Source organism: Streptomyces sp. NBC_00464 (genome assembly GCF_036013915.1).
GTDB lineage: Bacteria > Actinomycetota > Actinomycetes > Streptomycetales > Streptomycetaceae > Streptomyces.
Window position 1 is genome coordinate 2,830,475 of the sequence record NZ_CP107899.1, and the last position, 17,091, is coordinate 2,847,565.

At 68.4% G+C, this 17,091-nt stretch carries 27 protein-coding genes; 4 read left to right on the top strand and 23 right to left on the bottom strand.

What is annotated here, in order from left to right:
• Window positions 1–22: 22 nt before the first annotated feature.
• The 21 genes from rplO to rpsJ all read right to left on the bottom strand — a co-directional run bounded on the left by rplO (window position 23) and on the right by rpsJ (window position 9,703).
• Window positions 23–478, bottom strand: a complete 456-nt coding sequence (rplO, locus tag OG912_RS12305) for a 50S ribosomal protein L15 (RefSeq protein ID WP_018550610.1) — start codon at window positions 476–478, stop codon at window positions 23–25.
• Between the two features lies 1 nt (window position 479).
• Window positions 480–662: a 50S ribosomal protein L30 gene (rpmD, locus tag OG912_RS12310; protein WP_018550611.1), complete on the bottom strand. Its 183-nt coding sequence runs from the start codon at window positions 660–662 to the stop codon at window positions 480–482.
• Window positions 662–1,264 carry a 30S ribosomal protein S5 gene (gene rpsE / locus OG912_RS12315; protein WP_326738108.1) on the bottom strand — a complete coding sequence of 201 codons (603 nt, stop codon included), beginning with the start codon at window positions 1,262–1,264 and terminating at the stop codon, window positions 662–664. The genes rpmD and rpsE overlap by 1 nt, the downstream gene beginning before the upstream one ends.
• 47 nt (window positions 1,265–1,311) lie before the next feature.
• A complete protein-coding gene (rplR, locus tag OG912_RS12320) occupies window positions 1,312–1,695 on the bottom strand; it encodes a 50S ribosomal protein L18 (RefSeq protein ID WP_018550612.1) in 384 nt (127 codons plus the stop codon).
• A 2-nt stretch (window positions 1,696–1,697) separates the two neighbouring features.
• On the bottom strand, window positions 1,698–2,237 hold the full coding sequence (rplF, locus tag OG912_RS12325) for a 50S ribosomal protein L6 (RefSeq protein ID WP_326738107.1): 540 nt from the start codon (window positions 2,235–2,237) through the stop codon (window positions 1,698–1,700).
• A gap of 21 nt (window positions 2,238–2,258) precedes the next feature.
• Window positions 2,259–2,657: a 30S ribosomal protein S8 gene (gene rpsH, locus OG912_RS12330; protein ID WP_326738106.1), complete on the bottom strand. Its 399-nt coding sequence runs from the start codon at window positions 2,655–2,657 to the stop codon at window positions 2,259–2,261.
• A 224-nt stretch (window positions 2,658–2,881) separates the two neighbouring features.
• Window positions 2,882–3,067, bottom strand: coding sequence for a type Z 30S ribosomal protein S14 (locus tag OG912_RS12335; RefSeq protein ID WP_024491590.1), 186 nt, complete (start codon window positions 3,065–3,067; stop codon window positions 2,882–2,884).
• A 2-nt stretch (window positions 3,068–3,069) separates the two neighbouring features.
• Window positions 3,070–3,627, bottom strand: a complete 558-nt coding sequence (gene rplE / locus OG912_RS12340; RefSeq protein ID WP_018550615.1) for a 50S ribosomal protein L5 — start codon at window positions 3,625–3,627, stop codon at window positions 3,070–3,072.
• Entirely contained in the window at window positions 3,627–3,950 is a 324-nt protein-coding gene (rplX, locus tag OG912_RS12345; protein WP_018550616.1) for a 50S ribosomal protein L24, read from the bottom strand. Before rplX ends, rplE begins: the two co-directional genes overlap by 1 nt.
• Before the next feature lie 2 nt (window positions 3,951–3,952).
• Window positions 3,953–4,321 (bottom strand): 50S ribosomal protein L14, encoded by a 369-nt coding sequence (gene rplN / locus OG912_RS12350; RefSeq protein WP_003966950.1) that lies wholly within the window; start codon window positions 4,319–4,321, stop codon window positions 3,953–3,955.
• A 107-nt stretch (window positions 4,322–4,428) separates the two neighbouring features.
• Complete coding sequence (gene rpsQ / locus OG912_RS12355; RefSeq protein WP_024494977.1) at window positions 4,429–4,713, bottom strand: 30S ribosomal protein S17; 285 nt, start codon at window positions 4,711–4,713, stop codon at window positions 4,429–4,431.
• Window positions 4,713–4,937, bottom strand: coding sequence for a 50S ribosomal protein L29 (gene rpmC / locus OG912_RS12360; protein WP_024494976.1), 225 nt, complete (start codon window positions 4,935–4,937; stop codon window positions 4,713–4,715). Before rpmC ends, rpsQ begins: the two co-directional genes overlap by 1 nt.
• On the bottom strand, window positions 4,937–5,356 hold the full coding sequence (rplP, locus tag OG912_RS12365; RefSeq protein WP_003966953.1) for a 50S ribosomal protein L16: 420 nt from the start codon (window positions 5,354–5,356) through the stop codon (window positions 4,937–4,939). The genes rpmC and rplP overlap by 1 nt, the downstream gene beginning before the upstream one ends.
• A 5-nt stretch (window positions 5,357–5,361) precedes the next feature.
• Window positions 5,362–6,198 carry a 30S ribosomal protein S3 gene (gene rpsC, locus OG912_RS12370; protein ID WP_326738105.1) on the bottom strand — a complete coding sequence of 279 codons (837 nt, stop codon included), beginning with the start codon at window positions 6,196–6,198 and terminating at the stop codon, window positions 5,362–5,364.
• Complete coding sequence (gene rplV / locus OG912_RS12375; protein WP_026290933.1) at window positions 6,198–6,545, bottom strand: 50S ribosomal protein L22; 348 nt, start codon at window positions 6,543–6,545, stop codon at window positions 6,198–6,200. Before rplV ends, rpsC begins: the two co-directional genes overlap by 1 nt.
• A 42-nt stretch (window positions 6,546–6,587) precedes the next feature.
• Window positions 6,588–6,869, bottom strand: a complete 282-nt coding sequence (rpsS, locus tag OG912_RS12380) for a 30S ribosomal protein S19 (RefSeq protein ID WP_015610726.1) — start codon at window positions 6,867–6,869, stop codon at window positions 6,588–6,590.
• 12 nt (window positions 6,870–6,881) lie between these two features.
• Window positions 6,882–7,718: a 50S ribosomal protein L2 gene (gene rplB, locus OG912_RS12385; protein WP_024494973.1), complete on the bottom strand. Its 837-nt coding sequence runs from the start codon at window positions 7,716–7,718 to the stop codon at window positions 6,882–6,884.
• A 39-nt stretch (window positions 7,719–7,757) separates the two neighbouring features.
• Window positions 7,758–8,081 carry a 50S ribosomal protein L23 gene (gene rplW / locus OG912_RS12390; protein ID WP_014154589.1) on the bottom strand — a complete coding sequence of 108 codons (324 nt, stop codon included), beginning with the start codon at window positions 8,079–8,081 and terminating at the stop codon, window positions 7,758–7,760.
• Window positions 8,081–8,731 carry a 50S ribosomal protein L4 gene (gene rplD, locus OG912_RS12395; RefSeq protein ID WP_326738104.1) on the bottom strand — a complete coding sequence of 217 codons (651 nt, stop codon included), beginning with the start codon at window positions 8,729–8,731 and terminating at the stop codon, window positions 8,081–8,083. Before rplD ends, rplW begins: the two co-directional genes overlap by 1 nt.
• Before the next feature lie 4 nt (window positions 8,732–8,735).
• Window positions 8,736–9,380, bottom strand: coding sequence for a 50S ribosomal protein L3 (gene rplC, locus OG912_RS12400; protein ID WP_136328436.1), 645 nt, complete (start codon window positions 9,378–9,380; stop codon window positions 8,736–8,738).
• Between the two features lie 14 nt (window positions 9,381–9,394).
• On the bottom strand, window positions 9,395–9,703 hold the full coding sequence (gene rpsJ, locus OG912_RS12405; protein WP_003948644.1) for a 30S ribosomal protein S10: 309 nt from the start codon (window positions 9,701–9,703) through the stop codon (window positions 9,395–9,397).
• Window positions 9,704–10,208: 505 nt separating this feature from the next.
• On the opposite strand from rpsJ, the gene OG912_RS12410 reads away from it, so the two are divergent.
• From OG912_RS12410 to OG912_RS12420, 3 genes are all read left to right on the top strand, one after another.
• Window positions 10,209–11,879, top strand: a complete 1,671-nt coding sequence (locus OG912_RS12410) for an RNA ligase family protein (protein WP_327709386.1) — start codon at window positions 10,209–10,211, stop codon at window positions 11,877–11,879.
• Window positions 11,879–14,119 carry a poly(A) polymerase gene (locus OG912_RS12415; protein ID WP_327709387.1) on the top strand — a complete coding sequence of 747 codons (2,241 nt, stop codon included), beginning with the start codon at window positions 11,879–11,881 and terminating at the stop codon, window positions 14,117–14,119. Before OG912_RS12410 ends, OG912_RS12415 begins: the two co-directional genes overlap by 1 nt.
• Window positions 14,120–14,233: 114 nt before the next feature.
• Window positions 14,234–15,160: an ornithine cyclodeaminase family protein gene (locus tag OG912_RS12420; protein ID WP_327709388.1), complete on the top strand. Its 927-nt coding sequence runs from the start codon at window positions 14,234–14,236 to the stop codon at window positions 15,158–15,160.
• Window positions 15,161–15,176: 16 nt separating this feature from the next.
• Here the strand turns inward: OG912_RS12420 and OG912_RS12425 are convergent, their stop codons facing one another.
• Both OG912_RS12425 and OG912_RS12430 read right to left on the bottom strand, forming a co-directional pair.
• Complete coding sequence (locus OG912_RS12425; RefSeq protein WP_327709389.1) at window positions 15,177–15,386, bottom strand: DUF397 domain-containing protein; 210 nt, start codon at window positions 15,384–15,386, stop codon at window positions 15,177–15,179.
• Window positions 15,383–16,261, bottom strand: coding sequence for a helix-turn-helix domain-containing protein (locus OG912_RS12430; RefSeq protein ID WP_327713404.1), 879 nt, complete (start codon window positions 16,259–16,261; stop codon window positions 15,383–15,385). The genes OG912_RS12425 and OG912_RS12430 overlap by 4 nt, the downstream gene beginning before the upstream one ends.
• A gap of 163 nt (window positions 16,262–16,424) precedes the next feature.
• On the opposite strand from OG912_RS12430, the gene OG912_RS12435 reads away from it, so the two are divergent.
• A complete protein-coding gene (locus OG912_RS12435; protein WP_327709390.1) occupies window positions 16,425–16,850 on the top strand; it encodes an ATP-binding protein in 426 nt (141 codons plus the stop codon).
• The last annotated feature ends 241 nt before the right edge of the window (window positions 16,851–17,091 follow it).

Consider the following 17,091-nt stretch of genomic DNA (forward strand, 5'->3'; position numbering starts at 1 on the left):
CCACCGAATGGTCCGAGTTGTCTCAGACGAGCTCGGTGACGGTGCCGCCGGCAGCGGCAATCTTCTCCTTGGCGGAGCCGGAAACGGCGTCAACCGAAACCTGCAGCGCCACGGAGATCTCGCCCTGTCCGAGGACCTTGACGAGGTGGTTGTTGCGCACAGCGCCCTTGGCGACCAGATCGGCCACCGTGACCTCTCCACCCTCGGGGTAGAGCGTCGCGAGCTTGTCCAGGTTCACGACCTGGTACTCGGTGCGGAACGGGTTCTTGAAGCCCTTGAGCTTCGGGAGACGCATGTGGAGGGGCATCTGGCCACCCTCGAAGCGCTCCGGAACCTGGTAACGGGCCTTGGTGCCCTTGGTACCACGACCAGCGGTCTTACCCTTGGATGCCTCACCACGACCCACACGGGTCTTGGCGGTCTTGGCACCCGGGGCAGGCCGGAGGTCATGCGCCTTCAGCGGCTTGTTCTCCGCCATGTCAGTCGACCTCCTCAACCGTCACGAGGTGGCGGACGGTGTGAACCATTCCGCGGAACTCGGGGCGGTCCTCCTTGACAACCACGTCGTGCAGGCGCTTGAGCCCGAGCGAACGCAGGGTGTCGCGGTGGTTCTGCTTGCTGCCGATGTACGACTTCGTCTGCGTGATCTTGAGGCGAGCCATTACACACCCGCCGCACGAGCACGAAGGAGAGCCGCGGGGGCGACGTCCTCGAGGGGCAGACCACGGCGAGCCGCGATCTCCTCGGGACGCTGCAGGCCCTGGAGGGCCGCCACGGTCGCGTGCACGATGTTGATCGGGTTGGAAGACCCGAGCGACTTCGACAGGATGTCGTGAACGCCGGCGCACTCCAGAACGGCGCGCACCGGGCCACCGGCGATCACACCGGTACCGGGGGAAGCAGGCTTGAGCAGAACGACGCCCGCAGCCTTCTCGCCCTGGATCGGGTGAGGGATGGTGCCCTGGATACGCGGAACCTTGAAGAAGCTCTTCTTGGCCTCTTCAACGCCCTTCGCAATGGCCGCGGGAACTTCCTTGGCCTTGCCGTATCCGACACCGACGGTGCCGTCACCATCGCCCACCACGACCAGCGCGGTGAAGCTGAAGCGACGACCACCCTTCACAACCTTGGCGACACGGTTGATCGCGACGACGCGCTCGACGTACGCGGTCTTCTCGGCGGCAGCTGCGCCGCCGTCACGGCCCTTCCGGTCCCGCCGCTCGCCGCCACCGGCACCGCTTCCGCGGCGCTGGGGTCCAGCCATTGGATTTACCTCTCTCTGTTACGTCCGCTGTACGTAGGAACCGGGGCTTAGAACTTCAGCCCGGCTTCACGGGCGGCGTCAGCCAGAGCGGCAATCCGCCCGGCGTACTGGTTACCACCGCGGTCAAACACGACGGCCTCGACGCCTGCGGCCTTGGCACGCTCAGCGACCAGGGCGCCGACCTGCTTGGCCTGGCTGCTCTTGTCGCCCTCGCCACCACGGATGGAGACGTCCAGGGTCGACGCCGACGCGAGCGTGTGGCCCGCGATGTCGTCGATGACCTGAGCCACCATGTGGCGGTTGGAACGCGTCACAACCAAGCGCGGACGCTCCGGCGAACCGGAGATGTGCTTGCGGACGCGGATGTGGCGACGCTTGAGGGCTGCACGCTTGTACGCGTCGCCCTTGGCGATCTTTACGCCGTATGCCATCGCTACTTACCAGCCTTTCCGACCTTGCGGCGGATGACCTCGCCGGCGTACTTGACGCCCTTGGCCTTGTACGGGTCAGGCTTCCGCAGCTTGCGGATCTTGGCCGCGGTCTCGCCGACCTTCTGCTTGTCGATGCCCTCGACGGTGAACTTCGTGGGGGACTCCACCTTGAAGGTGATGCCCTCCGGGGCCTCGATCAGGATCGGGTGGCTGTAGCCCAGGGCGAACTCCAGATTGGAGCCCTTCGCCTGGACGCGGTAACCGACACCACTGATCTCGAGCGCCTTGATGTATCCCTGGGTCACACCGGTGATCATGTTCGCCACCAGCGTGCGGGACAGGCCGTGAAGGGCCTTGTTCTGACGCTCGTCGTTCGGGCGGGCGACGTTCAGGACGCCGTCCTCACCCTTGGTGACCTCGATCGGCGACGCAACGGTGTGCGAGAGGGTGCCCTTGGGGCCCTTCACTGCGACCGTACGGCCATCGATGGTGACGTCCACACCGGCGGGAACCTGGATGGGGAGCTTGCCGATTCGCGACATGAGCTATTCCTCCGTTCCCGACTACCAGACGTAGGCGAGGACTTCCCCACCTACGCCCTTCTTGCTGGCCTGCTGGCCGGTCAGGAGACCGTGGGACGTGGAGATGATCGCCACGCCCAGGCCGCCGAGAACCTTCGGCAGATTGGTGGACTTTGCGTATACACGCAGACCCGGCTTCGAGATTCGCTTGATGCCGGCGATCGAGCGCTCGCGGTTCGGGCCGAACTTCAGCTCGAGGACGAGGCTCTTGCCAACCTCGGCGTCCTCGACCTTCCAGCCCGTGATGAAGCCCTCCTGCTGGAGGATCTCCGCGATGTGCGACTTGATCTTGCTGTGCGGCATCGTGACGTCGTCGTGATACGCCGAGTTCGCGTTACGCAGACGCGTGAGCATGTCTGCGATGGGATCAGTCATGGTCATGAGTTGGCCTTCGGCCTCTCTCGCCGGGGTTTCCTGTATGCGCCATCCCTCTCCCTACTCAGAGGCAGGACGGGTGCGGTGCGGGGACCTACGGCGTAGTAAGTCGGTCTTGGGCGGCAGGCGCCCAACCCCACAAGCCTACGGCATGTGAGGCCGGGCTCCTGCCGACCAGATGCTTACCGAGAGTCTCCGGGTATTCCCAACGCCCAAGGGGCGAAGGAGAATTACCAGGAGCTCTTGGTCACGCCCGGCAGCTCGCCACGGTGAGCCATCTCACGAAGGCACACGCGGCACAGGCCGAACTTGCGGTAGACGGAGTGGGGCCGGCCGCAGCGCTGGCAGCGGGTGTACCCGCGGACGCCGAACTTCGGCTTGCGGGCGGCCTTAGCGATCAGGGACTTCTTCGCCACGGTCAGTTCTCCTTGAACGGGAAGCCGAGGTGACGAAGGAGGGCACGACCCTCGTCGTCATTGGTCGCCGTGGTGACCACGGTGATGTCCATGCCCCGGACCCGGTCGATCTTGTCCTGGTCGATCTCGTGGAACATGACCTGCTCCGTGAGACCGAAGGTGTAGTTGCCACGGCCGTCGAACTGCTTCGGCGACAGGCCACGGAAGTCACGGATACGCGGAAGCGCGAGCGACAGCGTACGGTCCAGGAACTCCCACATGCGGTCACCACGGAGGGTGACGTGGCAGCCGATCGGCTGCCCCTCGCGCAGCTTGAACTGCGCGATCGACTTGCGGGCCTTGGTGACGGCCGGCTTCTGGCCGGTGATCGTGGTGAGGTCGCGCACGGCGCCATCGATCAGCTTGGAGTCGCGGGCGGCGTCGCCCACACCCATGTTGACCACGATCTTGACCAGACCGGGGATCTGCATGACGTTCTCGTAGGAGAACTCCTCACGCAGCTTGCCGGCGATTTCCTCGCGGTAGCGCGTCTTGAGACGCGGCGCAGTGGTGGTAGTCATCAGATGTCCTCACCGGTGCGCTTGGCAACGCGGATCTTGTTGCCCTCGTCGTCAAAGCGGTAGCCGACGCGAGTAACGACCTTGTTGCCGTCCTTCTCAACAACCAGCTGCACGTTGCTGACGTGGACGGGCGCCTCGGTCGTCACAATGCCACCGGTCTGCGAACCGCGAGCGGTCTGACCGGCCTTCGTGTGCTTCTTGACCCGGTTGACACCCTCGACGAGGACGCGGTCCTGAGCAGGGTAGGCAACGATGACCTTGCCCTGCTTGCCCTTGTCCTTACCGGTGATGACCTGAACCAGGTCGCCCTTCTTGATCTTCATGCTTACAGCACCTCCGGCGCGAGCGAGATGATCTTCATGAACTTCTTCTCGCGCAGCTCACGGCCCACCGGGCCGAAGATACGGGTGCCGCGGGGGTCGCCGTCGTTCTTCAGAATGACGGCGGCGTTCTCGTCGAAGCGGATGTACGAGCCATCCTGACGACGACGCTCCTTGACGGTGCGAACGATGACGGCCTTGACGACGTCACCCTTCTTCACGTTGCCACCGGGGATCGCGTCCTTGACGGTGGCGACGATGACGTCACCGATGCCCGCGTAGCGGCGACCCGAGCCACCGAGAACACGGATGGTGAGAATTTCCTTCGCACCCGTGTTGTCGGCGACGCGCAGTCGCGACTCCTGCTGGATCACGTCTATCTCCTGATCGTCTGCCGGTTCCCGGCGGGGGCCGCTCCGTTACCGGAACGGACCCCCGCCGAGCCTGGCGGAACCTGCCTGAAGGGGAAGCCCCTCAGGAATTACTTGGCCTTCTCGAGGATCTCGACGACGCGCCAACGCTTCGTGGCGGACAGCGGCCGGGTCTCCATGAGGATGACACGGTCGCCGACGCCGGCGGCGTTCTGCTCGTCGTGAGCCTTGAGCTTGTTCGTACGGCGGATGACCTTGCCGTACAGCGCGTGCTTGACGCGGTCCTCGACAGCGACGACGACGGTCTTGTCCATCTTGTCGCTGACGACCAGACCCTCACGGGTCTTACGGAAACCGCGGTCAGTGTTCGTCTCAGTCACAGTCTTCTCGCTCATCAGACGCTCTCCACCGTCTCGATGCCGAGCTCGCGCTCACGCATCAGGGTGTAGATCCGGGCGATGTCCTTACGGACGGACTTGAGCCGGCCGTGGTTCTCGAGCTGTCCGGTCGCCGCCTGGAAGCGGAGGTTGAACAGCTCTTCCTTGGCCTCGCGGAGCTTGTTGAGGAGCTCCTCGTTGCCCAGCTCGCGCAGCTCGGACGTCTTGGTACCGGCCGACATCACGACTCACCTGCCTCGCGCCGAACAATCCGGCACTTCATCGGAAGCTTGTGAGCAGCGCGGGTGAGCGCCTCACGAGCAATCTTCTCGTTCGGGTAGGACAGCTCGAACATCACCCGACCCGGCTTGACGTTCGCGATCCACCACTCGGGAGAACCCTTACCGGAACCCATGCGGGTCTCGGCAGGCTTCTTCGTCAGGGGACGGTCCGGGTAGATGTTGATCCAGACCTTGCCGCCACGCTTGATGTGACGGGTCATCGCGATACGAGCGGACTCGATCTGACGGTTCGTCACGTACGCCGGGGTCAGCGCCTGGATGCCGTACTCGCCGAACGCAACCTGCGTGCCACCCTTGGACATACCGCTGCGCTTCGGGTGGTGCTGCTTGCGGTGCTTGACCCTACGGGGGATCAGCATTTCGGTCAGGCCTCCGTTCCGGTGCTCTCAGCCGCCGGAGCAGCGGCGGTCGCGTCGGCCTTGGGGGCCTCGGCGGCCGGAGCCGACTGCTGCGGCTTGCGGCCGCGACCGCCACGCTCGCCACCACGGCCACCGCGGCCGGCCGGACGGTCAGCGCCGCCACGGGCCGGGCGGTTGCCCGCACGGGCAGCAGCGTTCTCGGCGCGGACCTCGGCGATGTTCTTGACGTCGCCCTTGTAGATCCAGACCTTCACGCCGATACGGCCGAAGGTCGTCTTGGCCTCGAAGAAGCCGTAGTCGACGTTCGCACGGAGGGTGTGCAGGGGCACGCGGCCCTCGCGGTAGAACTCCGAGCGGGACATCTCGGCGCCGCCGAGGCGACCGCCGCACTGGATCTTGATGCCCTTGGCGCCGGCCTTCATCGTGCTCTGCATGCTCTTACGCATGGCACGACGGAAGGAGACGCGGGAGGAGAGCTGCTCGGCGACGGCCTGGGCCACCAGCTGAGCGTCCACCTCGGGGTTCTTGACCTCGAGGATGTTCAGCTGGACCTGCTTGCCGGTCAGCTTCTCCAGCTCGCCACGGATGCGATCGGCCTCGGCGCCGCGGCGGCCGATGACGATGCCCGGACGGGCGGTGTGGATGTCAACGCGGACGCGGTCGCGGGTGCGCTCGATCTCAACCTTCGAGATGCCGGCTCGCTCCATGCCCTTCGTCATCATGCGACGAATGGCAACGTCTTCCTTGACGTAGTCCTTGTACAGCTTGTCGGCGTACCAACGGGACTTGAAGTCCGTGGTAATGCCGAGCCGGAACCCGTGCGGGTTTACCTTCTGGCCCATTACCGGGTTCCTTCCTTGCTGCTGACGACCACGGTGATGTGGCTGGTCCGCTTACGGATCCGGTAGGCACGGCCCTGAGCACGCGGACGGAACCGCTTCAGGGTCGGGCCCTCGTCCACGTACGCCTCGCTGATGACCAGCGAAGAGGCGTCAGGGTGGTCGTAGTTGTGTGCAGCGTTGGCAATGGCGCTGTCAAGCACCTTGCCAACCGGCACGCTCGCGGCCTGCGGGGCGAAACGCAGGACCGCCTGAGCCTCCGTGGCATCCATGCCACGGATGAGGTCCACCACTCGGCGGGCCTTCATGGGCGTGACGCGGATGTACCGCGCCTGGGCCCTGGCTTCCATGGTTGTCCCTTCGGTGTGAGTCATAGTCGTTTCCACCCCGCGCTAGCGGCGCTTCGACTTCCGGTCGTCCTTGACGTGGCCGCGGAAGGTGCGAGTCGGCGAGAACTCGCCGAGCTTGTGGCCGACCATCGACTCGGTGACGAACACCGGGACGTGAATCTTGCCGTTGTGCACCGCGATGGTGTGACCCAGCATGGCCGGGATGATCATCGAGCGACGGGACCAGGTCTTGATGACGTTCTTGGTGCCAGCTTCGTTCTGGACGTCCACCTTCTTGACGAGGTGGCCGTCGACGAAGGGCCCCTTCTTGAGACTGCGCGGCATCTAAACCCGCTCCTAGCGCTTCTTGTTCGTCTTGCGGCGGCGGACGATGTACTTGCTCGATGCCTTCTTCGGCGAGCGAGTACGACCCTCCTTCTGACCCCACGGCGAGACCGGGTGACGTCCACCGGAGGTCTTGCCTTCACCACCACCGTGCGGGTGGTCGACCGGGTTCATCGCAACACCGCGGACGGACGGGCGAACGCCCTTCCAGCGCATGCGACCGGCCTTGCCCCAGTTGATGTTCGACTGCTCGGCGTTGCCGACCTCGCCGATCGTGGCGCGGCAGCGGGCGTCGACCAGGCGAATCTCACCCGACGGCATACGAAGGTGGGCCATGGTGCCCTCCTTCGCCAGCAGCTGCACGGAGGCACCCGCGGAACGGGCGAACTTCGCGCCGCCGCCGGGCCGCAGCTCGATGGCGTGGATGGTCGTACCGACCGGGATGTTGCGCAGCGCCAGGTTGTTGCCGGGCTTGATGTCGGCGGCCGGGCCGTTCTCGACACGGTCGCCCTGTCCCAGGCCACGCGGCGCGATGATGTAGCGCTTCTCGCCGTCCGCGTAGTGCAGGAGCGCGATGCGCGCGGTGCGGTTCGGGTCGTACTCGATGTGCGCGACCTTGGCCGGCACGCCGTCCTTGTCGTGACGACGGAAGTCGATCACGCGGTAGGCGCGCTTGTGGCCACCACCCTGGTGGCGAACGGTCACACGACCGGTGTTGTTACGGCCGCCCTTGCTGTGCAGGGGGCGGACCAGCGACTTCTCCGGCGTGGACCGCGTGATCTCGACAAAGTCGGCGACGCTGGAGCCACGACGGCCCGGGGTCGTCGGCTTGTACTTGCGGATACCCATTTCTCAGTCCTCGTCCGATTCCGGACGACTCGACCTCCGCTAGGAGGTCGGGCCGCCGAAGATGTCGATACGGTCGCCCTCAGCGAGGGTCACGATGGCGCGCTTGGTGTCAGCGCGCTTGCCGAAACCGGTCTTGGTGCGCTTGCGCTTACCCTGACGGTTGATCGTGTTGACCCCGGTGACCTTGACCGAGAAGACCGCTTCCACGGCCTGCTTGATCTGGGTCTTGTTGGAGCCGGGCGCGACGATGAACGTGTACTTGTTCTCGTCGAGCAGCGCGTAGCTCTTCTCCGAAACAACCGGCTTGACGAGAACGTCACGCGGGTCGGAGTAGGTCTTGCTGGTAACGGTCGCCTCACTCATCAGGCGTCGCTCCCTTCGGTCTCAGCGGTCTGGGGGCCAGACACGAAGGACTCGAAAGCGGCCTGGGTGAAGACCACGTCGTCAGAGACGATCACGTCGTACGTGTTCAGCTGGCCCGGGTCCAGGATGTGCACCTGGGGCAGGTTGCGCGCGGAGAGCCACGCGGCCTCGTCGTTGCGCTCGACGACCAGGAGCACGTTGTTGCGCTCCGAGATCTTGCCGAGCAGCGTCTTGACGGCCTTGGTGGAGATGCCGCTCTCGACCACGCCGGTGACGACGTGGATGCGGGAGTGACGCGCGCGGTCCGAGAGGGCACCGCGCAGGGCGGCGGCCTTCATCTTCTTCGGGGTGCGCTGCGAGTAGTCACGCGGCTTGGGGCCGTGAACGACGCCACCGCCGACGAACTGCGGCGCGCGGGTCGAACCCTGGCGGGCGCGGCCGGTGCCCTTCTGGCGGTAAGGCTTGCGCCCACCACCACGGACTTCACCGCGACGCTTGGTCGAGTGCGTGCCCTGACGGGCAGCTGCCAGCTGTGCGACAACGACCTGGTGGATCAGCGGAACGCTGGTCTTCGCGTCGAAGATCTCCGCGGGGAGCTCGACGGTACCGGCCTTGTCGCCTGCCGGCGAAAGGATGTCAATGGTGCTCATTACCTCAAGCCCCCTTGGCCGCGGTACGGACCAGGACGAGGCCGCCGTTCGGACCGGGGACTGCGCCCTTGATGAGGAGCAGACCCTTCTCCGCGTCAACCGCGTGGATGGTCAGGTTCTGGGTGGTGACGCGCTCGTTACCCATACGACCGGCCATGCGCATGCCCTTGAAGACACGCCCAGGGGTGGCGCAGCCACCGATCGAACCGGGGGAACGGTGCTTGCGCTGGACGCCGTGACCGGCGCCGAGGCCCTTGAAGTTGTGACGCTTCATGACACCGGCGAAGCCCTTGCCCTTGCTCTTGCCCGTGACGTCAACCTTGACGCCGGACTCGAACACCTGGGCGGTGATCTCCTGGCCCAGCGTGTACTCGCTGGCGTCAGGGGTGCGGAGCTCCACCAGGTGGCGGCGCGGAGTCACGTCGGCCTTGGCGAAGTGACCCTTGAGGGGCTTGTTCACCTTGCGCGGGTCAATCTCACCGAAGGCGATCTGGACCGACTCGTAGCCGTCGCTGTCGTTCGTACGAACCTGCGTCACGACGCACGGACCGGCCTTGACGACGGTAACCGGGACAACCCGGTTGTTCTCGTCCCAGACCTGGGTCATACCGAGCTTCTCGCCCAGGACGCCCTTGATGTTCTTGCTCATCTCGGCCCGTCCCCTCAGAGCTTGATCTCGATGTCGACGCCAGCCGGCAGGTCGAGGCGCATCAGCGAGTCAACCGTCTTCGGCGTGGGGTCGAGAATGTCGATGAGGCGCTTGTGCGTGCGCATCTCGAAGTGCTCGCGAGAGTCCTTGTACTTGTGCGGCGACTTGATGACGCAGTACACGTTCTTCTCAGTGGGCAGCGGCACCGGGCCCGCGACCGACGCACCAGTGCGGGTCACCGTCTCGACGATCTTCTTCGCCGAGGAGTCGATGACCTCGTGGTCGTAGGCCTTGAGCCGGATGCGGATCTTCTGTCCCGCCATGGCTACTAGTAGTCCTGTCTCTCGTAACGCTCTGGAACCCGAGGTTCTGGTAACTCCGCCTCCGACCCACGCGGTCGGGCGTGTCGCATCCCCTCTACGAAAAAATCCCGAAGGATTTCCCAACCAAGGGGGTGCGGGCCTGAGACCGCGCTGCCGGGGGTGGAACCCCACCGGGCGCCTGGCCGGTGCCACACATGCGCTTCCCGAAAGATTCCCGTACGTCCGGCCCTTACAGGGCCGACGAGTACTGTGGGACTCGCTTCCGGTCCTCCCGGCGGGAGGCGCGCAGCATTGACACTCAACCGAGCAACCTGGTCAGTGTGCCATACGGGGCACGAGCCTGGCCAATCGGGCGGAGGATCTTACCCCTCGCGGATCGATGGTCAAACGCGGGCACGAATCGTGGCGGCCGCCCCGTTCGCTCCGCCGCGTTATTCGGTCGAGTGCCGCGGGCCCGCACCCCTACAGTGACCGGCCGGGACGGCGACTCACGGGGGCAGGGAACATGCGTACGCACTATCCGCGGACCGCGCATCTGCCCTGGTCACCCGGGGCCACCTCGGACGATGTACGGATCGGCGACCTCGCCGGACTGACCGGCTCGCAGGTCGTGGTCACCGAGAAGCTGGACGGCGAGAACACCACGTTGTACGCCGACGGGCTGCACGCCCGCTCCCTCGACTCGGCACACCACCCCTCCCGCGGCCGGGTCAAGGCGCTCCAGAGCCGCATCGGCCCGCGCATCCCGGCGGGGTGGCGGATCTGCGGGGAGAACATGTTCGCCCGCCACTCGATCCCGTACGAGGACCTCGCGAGCCACTTCTACGGCTTCTCCGTCTGGGACGGGGAGCTGTGCCTGGACTGGGACCGGACCGTGGGTTTCCTGCGGGACCTGGGGATCCCGACGCCGGCGGTGCTGTGGCGCGGCGTGTTCGACACCCGGGCCGAAAAGGCGCTGCGCGCGCTGAAGCCGGACACGCTGCGCCAGGAGGGCTACGTCGTCCGCCCTGCCGAGAGCTTCCCGGCCGCGGCGTTCGGGCGGCGCGTGGCGAAGTGGGTGCGGCCGGGCCATGTGACGACGGACACGCACTGGATGCACACGGCGGTGGTGGAGAACGGGCTCGGTCCCGCCGCCGCCCTGTGGGCCGTGCGCTCGGGCGCCCCGGTGGACCCGGCCGCCCTCGCCGTCGCCACGGGCACCGGTCCGGGCGACGCGGCCGCGGCGCTCGCGACGGGCGACGCGCTGGACGCGCTGGGCCGCACCGGCGACGACCGGCTGACCGGGGTGCTCGCCGCCCTGCTGCACCGCACCCGCCGGGCCGCACTCGCACCGGCGCTCGCCGGACCGCTGGGGATGCCGCTCGCCCGCCGGACCGCGGACCTCGTCGGCCTGTACCCCGCACTGCACCGCCCCTACCCGGACGAGGAGCGCCACAGCGGCCTGGCACGGATGTCGCTCGCCGCCGACCTGCCGGTCCTGCACGCGCTGGCCACCGTGCTGGCGGACGGGCCCGAGGCGCGCGAGCAGGCGGAGTGGTCGGCGCTGCACGCGGCGGACGTGGCGGAACCGTCCGGACTGCCCGAGGCCTTCGCCGGCCTGGATCCGGAGCCCGCCGCGCGCTGCCTGGCGCAGGCCCGTGAGGCGTACGCGCTCGGCCGCGTCAGCACCGCGGAGGAGGCCGTCGCCGCGACCTGGCGGTGGCGGTCCGGGGACTTCCCGCGCCTGGTCCACCTGGCCGGCCCCTCCGGCAGCGGCAAGAGCACCTTCGGCCGCGGACTGCCGGGCATCGCCACGTACGTCTCGCTCGACGACCTGCGCGAGTCCCGCGGATCCCGCGCCGACCAGAGCGCCGGCGCGGACATCCTGCGCGAGGGGCTGGACCGCCTCGACGCCGCCCTCGTCCCCGGCGCCACCGTGGTCTGGGACGCCACCTCGCTCAACCCGCACCAGCGCTCCCTGGTCCACGCGGTCGCGGAGCGCAGGAACGCCCTGGTCACCCATGCCGTGGCGTGGATCGGCGAGGCCGAGCTGACCGCACGCAACGGCCGGCGCAGCCACCCGGTGCCCCCGTCGGTCCTGGCCTCCCAGCTGCGCCGCTTCGTACCCCCGTATCCCGGCCAGGCCCACCGCACCTGGTACATCGGCACGAGCGGAACCGTGGAGGACCGGACCTGATGCGTACGAGCGAGGAGATCTACCACCGGGTCCGCTGGGACGCCCGGTTCGACCCGGCGCGCTTCGTCCTGGGCGTCGCCCAGCGCGGCCGGGACCCCAAGCGGGTGCCGCTGGAGCGGTTCACGCCCGGCGGGGACATCCCCTGGCACCGGGTGCTGTTCTTCGAGGCGGACGGCGAGGTGGTGTGGGACCGGTCCACAGGCACCGACCGCATCGACGCGACGGACGCCGGCCGAGTGCGGAGCCCGCGCCGCCTCCCGTCCCCTTACTTCACCTCCCGCGTCCCGCACGCCTTCTCCCCTTCTACCGGCACCTGGGAGCCGTCGCCCGCCCGGCCCCCGGGCGGCCCGTCCGGTTCGCTGACGGTGCTCACCTGGAACACCCTCTGGGACCGCTACGACAGCGACCGCATCGACACCGCCCGGCGCCGCCCGCTCCTGCTCGACGCCCTGCGTGCGGCGGACGCGGACGTCATCGCGCTCCAGGAGGTGGAGCCCGCGCTGCTGGAACTGCTGCTGGACTGCGCCTGGGTACGGGACGGATACGTCCTGGCCACCGACCCGGCGGGCCGTGACGTACCGGACTGCGGACTGCTGCTGCTCAGCCGGCTGCCCGTGAGCGAGGCGGCTCTGCACGCGCTCGGCCCGCACAAGGCGGTGGCGGCGGCCGTCGTCGAGACGGCCGAGGGCCCCGTCACGGTGGCCGTGATCCACCTCAGCAGCGACCACTCTCCCGAGGGAGCCACCCGCCGCAATGTCGAACTGGCCGACCTGGCAACGGGGTTGGCGGCAGTCGACGGTGAGCTCCTGCTCGTCGGAGACTTCAACGACGGCGGCGACCACCCGCAGACCCGCCTGGCGATGACGGATGCCTGGACCGAGGTGCACGGCCCCGCCGACCGCACCCCGACCTTCGACCCGTCCGTGAACCCCCTGGCTGCGGTCTCCTCCCTGTCGGGCCGTGTCTCCCGGCTGGACAGGGTCCTGCTGCGTACGGAGAGGCTGCGCGCGAGGTCAGCGACCCTGACCGGCGAGGTGCCCGGCCCGGAGGGGCTGTACGTCTCCGATCACTACGGGGTACGGGTGGAGGTCGGCCCGTCTCCGTCGACGGCCGCCGAGGGGGTATCCGATGGTGTATCCGAACGGGTCGCCGCCGCCCTTCCCGGCGCCCGGATCCACGTCGTCGGTTCCCGGCGCATGGGCTGCGCGCTGCCCGGCGCGGACCTGGACCTGGTCGCGGCCCTGCCCGGCGCCCCGGAGCCGGCGGGGGTGCGCTCGCGGTTGACGGCCGCCTTCCCGGAGGCACGGGACCTGCGCGAGGTGTCCGGCGCCCGGGTGCCCGGCCTGCGCTGGCGGCTCGACGGCCTCCGGGTCGACCTGGTCACCGTGGCGACCGGCACCCTCTCCCCCGCCGAGGCGGTCGCCCGCCGCACCGAGCTGGGCCATGCGGCGGCGGTCGCGCTCAGCGCGGTGAGCGACGCCGAAGCGGTGCTCGCGGCGGCGGATCCGTACCGGGACGCGTTCACCGCTCTCGCCCGGGACGTCAAGGCGTGGGCGGGCGCGAGGGGCCTCGACTCCGCGCCCTTCGGCGGTCTTCCGGGCCTCGCCTGGGCCGTACTCGCCGCCCGTACCGCTCACGAGGCGGGCGACCTGCCTCCGCTCGCGCTGCTCCGGCACTTCTTCGCAACCTGGGCGGTGTGGGACTGGGACGAGGCGGTGGGCGTGGCGGCGGCAAGCGGTGACCCGGTCACGGTGCTGACTCCGACAGCCCCGGTGCGGTCCTGCACCACACAGGTCTCCGCCGCCGGCCGCGATCTCCTGACCGCCGAGCTGTACCGCGCCTGGGAGACCCTGGAGGCGGCGGAGGACGGCACCGACCCGCGTTCGCTGCTGTGCGCACCGCCGCGCCTCCTCGACCTGCACGCGTCGTGGGCCCTCGCCTCGGTACCCCCGGGCGGCCCCGATGAGGGGCGGCTACGCGGCAGGCTCCTCGCCCTGACCGCCGCACTCGCCGAGGCGGGCGCCGCCGACTGCCGCGTCTGGCCGCGCCCGCTCACGGCCGACGGCCGCACGGGGTACGCGATCGGGCTCGGCGCGACGCCGCCGGACGGGGCGCGGCTGGCGGAGATCGGGGCGGGGGTGCTGCGGGGGATCCGGGACGCGTCGTTGGCGCCGGTAGGGCTGCCCGCGCTGCGGTCGAGCGGGGACGCGGCGTTCGCGGCCCTCCTCAGCCCGGCGTAGGCCGAGCGGCTGACTTCCTGTCTGGGCCCGAGGACGGATGACCGCGCGGGGCCGATCCGGCAGGGTGTTCTCTGCTGCTTCCCCACTACTGCTCACGCGAAGGAAGTGTGCGCGATGTCCGTGCTGCTGCTGAATGACGACGACGTGCGTGCTCATCTCGACGCTCCCACGGCCGTCCGCGTCGTACGGAACGCTCTCCTGGCCGCGAATGAAGGCGGTCTCCACGCGCCGCCACGGGTCCGTGCCGACCTCGGGGGCGGTCAGCTGGTGTTCACGGCAGGCCATCTGCGCGCGGAGAAACTGTTCGGCTTTCGTGCCTACGACACCCTCGTCGGAGCGGAGCAGCTGGTGGCCGTGTGGGACACCGAGGGCGGGCGGCTCCGGGCCGTCGTGCACGGCGATGAGCTGGGCGCCCGACGGACCGGCGCCATCGGTGCCGTAGCGGTGGACGCGGCGGCAAACCCGGGACCGGTACGACTCGGGCTGGTGGGAGCAGGCACGCACGCCTGGACACAGCTGTGGGCCATCAGCTCGGTGCGACAGGTGAGGGAGGCCACGGTGGCGGCCCTCAGACCGGAACGCGCGGAAGCGTTCGCCCGGCGGGCTGACGAGGAACTGGGCGTCACGGTACGGGCGGTGCGTACGGCGGAGGAGGCGGTACGCGATCACGACGTCCTGGTCGTCGCCACGAACAGCCCGGTGCCCGTCCTCGACGCCGACTGGATCGCGCCGGGGACGCATGTGACGACGCTCGGGCCGAAGACGATCTCGCGCCACGAAGTGCCTGAGGCGTTGGCAAACCGGGCCGATGTGCTCTTCACCGACTCCCCGGCCCAGGCCGCCGCCTACAGCGAGCCGCACATCCTCCCCGTCGACCGGATGATCGCTCTGGGCGCCATCCTGTCCGGTACGGCGACGGGCCGGACGAGCCCGGAGCAGATCACCGTCTTCTGCTCCGTCGGCCTCGCAGGCACCGAGGTCGCTGTCGCGGCCGCGCTGGGGGAGGCGGCGCATCACCACGCGAGGCGGCTGCGGCCCTGATCGAAAATGCTGCTGATCAGCGCCCGGCAACGTACGGGACGAAGCCCGTCCACGCGTCGTCGCCGAAGGTGAGCTGCGGGCCGGGCCGGCTCTTGGAGTCGCGGACGTGCGTTGTGCCGGGGGCTGTCGCGATCTCGACGCAGTCGCCTTCGTTGCCGTTGCTGCTGTAGCTGCTCTTGAACCAGGCCAGCTCGAAATCGCCCGGCGCGGAGGTCCTGCGCATCATGTCTCTCCCAACACTTGCTCAATGAGGGTCAGAGTCTCCCGGGTCGTGAGAGCCTCGGCCCGGATCACGCCATACCGCAGTTCGAGGATACGGAGTTGCTTCGCGTCGGTCACCCGGCGCCCGTTGAACGCCCCGTGCGAACGCCCCACCGCCGAACCGTCCTTGAACTTCAGCACGTCGATGTCACCGTCCATCCCGGGGTGCGCCTCTCTGTGCGTAGGCATCACCTGGAGGATGACATTGCGCAACTTACCGATCTCCAGCAGCCGTTCAAGCTGCCGTCGCCACTCCAGCATTCCTCCGATGGGCCGCCTGAGTACCGACTCCTCCTGGACGAAACTGAGAGCCGGTGAAGGCGTCCGATCGAAGATCGCTTGCCGGGCCATGCGCCCAGCCACCATCCGTTCCACCTCGTCCTGCGAGTACGGAGGCTGCCGGGCCTCGAACAGGGCCCGCGCATGGCCAGGGGTCTGCAACAGCCCATGCAGGCCGTGCGCCACATAGGCCGCAAGCTCAACCGCCCTGGCCTCCACGCTCGCCAGGTCCCGCACCTTCTTCGGGTACCGAACCGCCGCCACATCCCGCTTCATCGCGGCGATCTTGCCGCCCGCGCCCAGCACCTCGTCCGACCGGTCAAGGAACTCCGGCCGGGGAATCCTCCGCCCGCCCTCCACCTTGCGGACCAGGTCCTCCCCGTACCCGATCGCGGCCCCGAACTCACAAGCCCGCATCCCGGCCGCCTCCCGCCACGCCCTGATCTGGCGCCCCACGGCCGCAACCACCGCAACGCCCGACTCGTCATCGGGATCGACGTCCCAGCCGGGCTCGTCCGCCCCGCCGCCGACCTGCTCCGTACCGACCCCGTCCACACTCATCCGTGCCCCATTTCCGACGCGCGTGCCGTTCTTCCTCAACCGCCTCTGTTCCCCGCACGTCACTCCGGACAGCCGGGACAGCGCTGGACAAGCCCGGGACAATCCCCGTACGCAAGGGCTTGATTACTGGGCACGGTACGCAGACCCGGCCACGCTGAGTGATGTGAACCAACAAACCGCCACCCCCCAACTCCACTCCACAGAACGCACATTCACCGTTCTGCTCTCCCCCACCCGCCGGGGCGCCCGACTGGCCCGCCTTCTCGCCGTAGCCCATCTCGATCTCTGGGGCCTGCCCTCCGAGGCGGCCGCGCACATCGTCGCGGAGCTCGCCACCAACGCCACGGTCCACGGCCGGGTAACGGGCCGGGACTTCCAACTGCGCCTCAGCGTCCATGCGGACGACCGCCTGCGGATCGAGGTCACCGACACCCGGGACGATCGCCTGCCCGTGGTGGCGGCCCCCGACCACCTTGCGGAGAGCGGGCGCGGCCTGCTCATCGTGGAGGCGCTCGCCGACCGCTGGGGCATCACTCCGGGCCCGGTCCCGCGTAAGACGGTGTGGGCGGAACTCGACCTCGTACTGTGACCGACTCCACCGGGTCGCGGATGCCCACGACCTACGCGACCACGACCCGGTGACCCACGACGCGGCCACCCACGACGTCTAAAGGCTTTTAAAGAACTCAGGGAAATAACCAAACCAAAACCCGACCCCGCCCCCGTCCTGACCTGCATCACTCGCGCGAGTGAACCTGGGCAACTGGGCTGAATTCGAGACGGGTTGGTCGACATATGCTCGCCGCGACAACCACAGAACGAGACGGCCC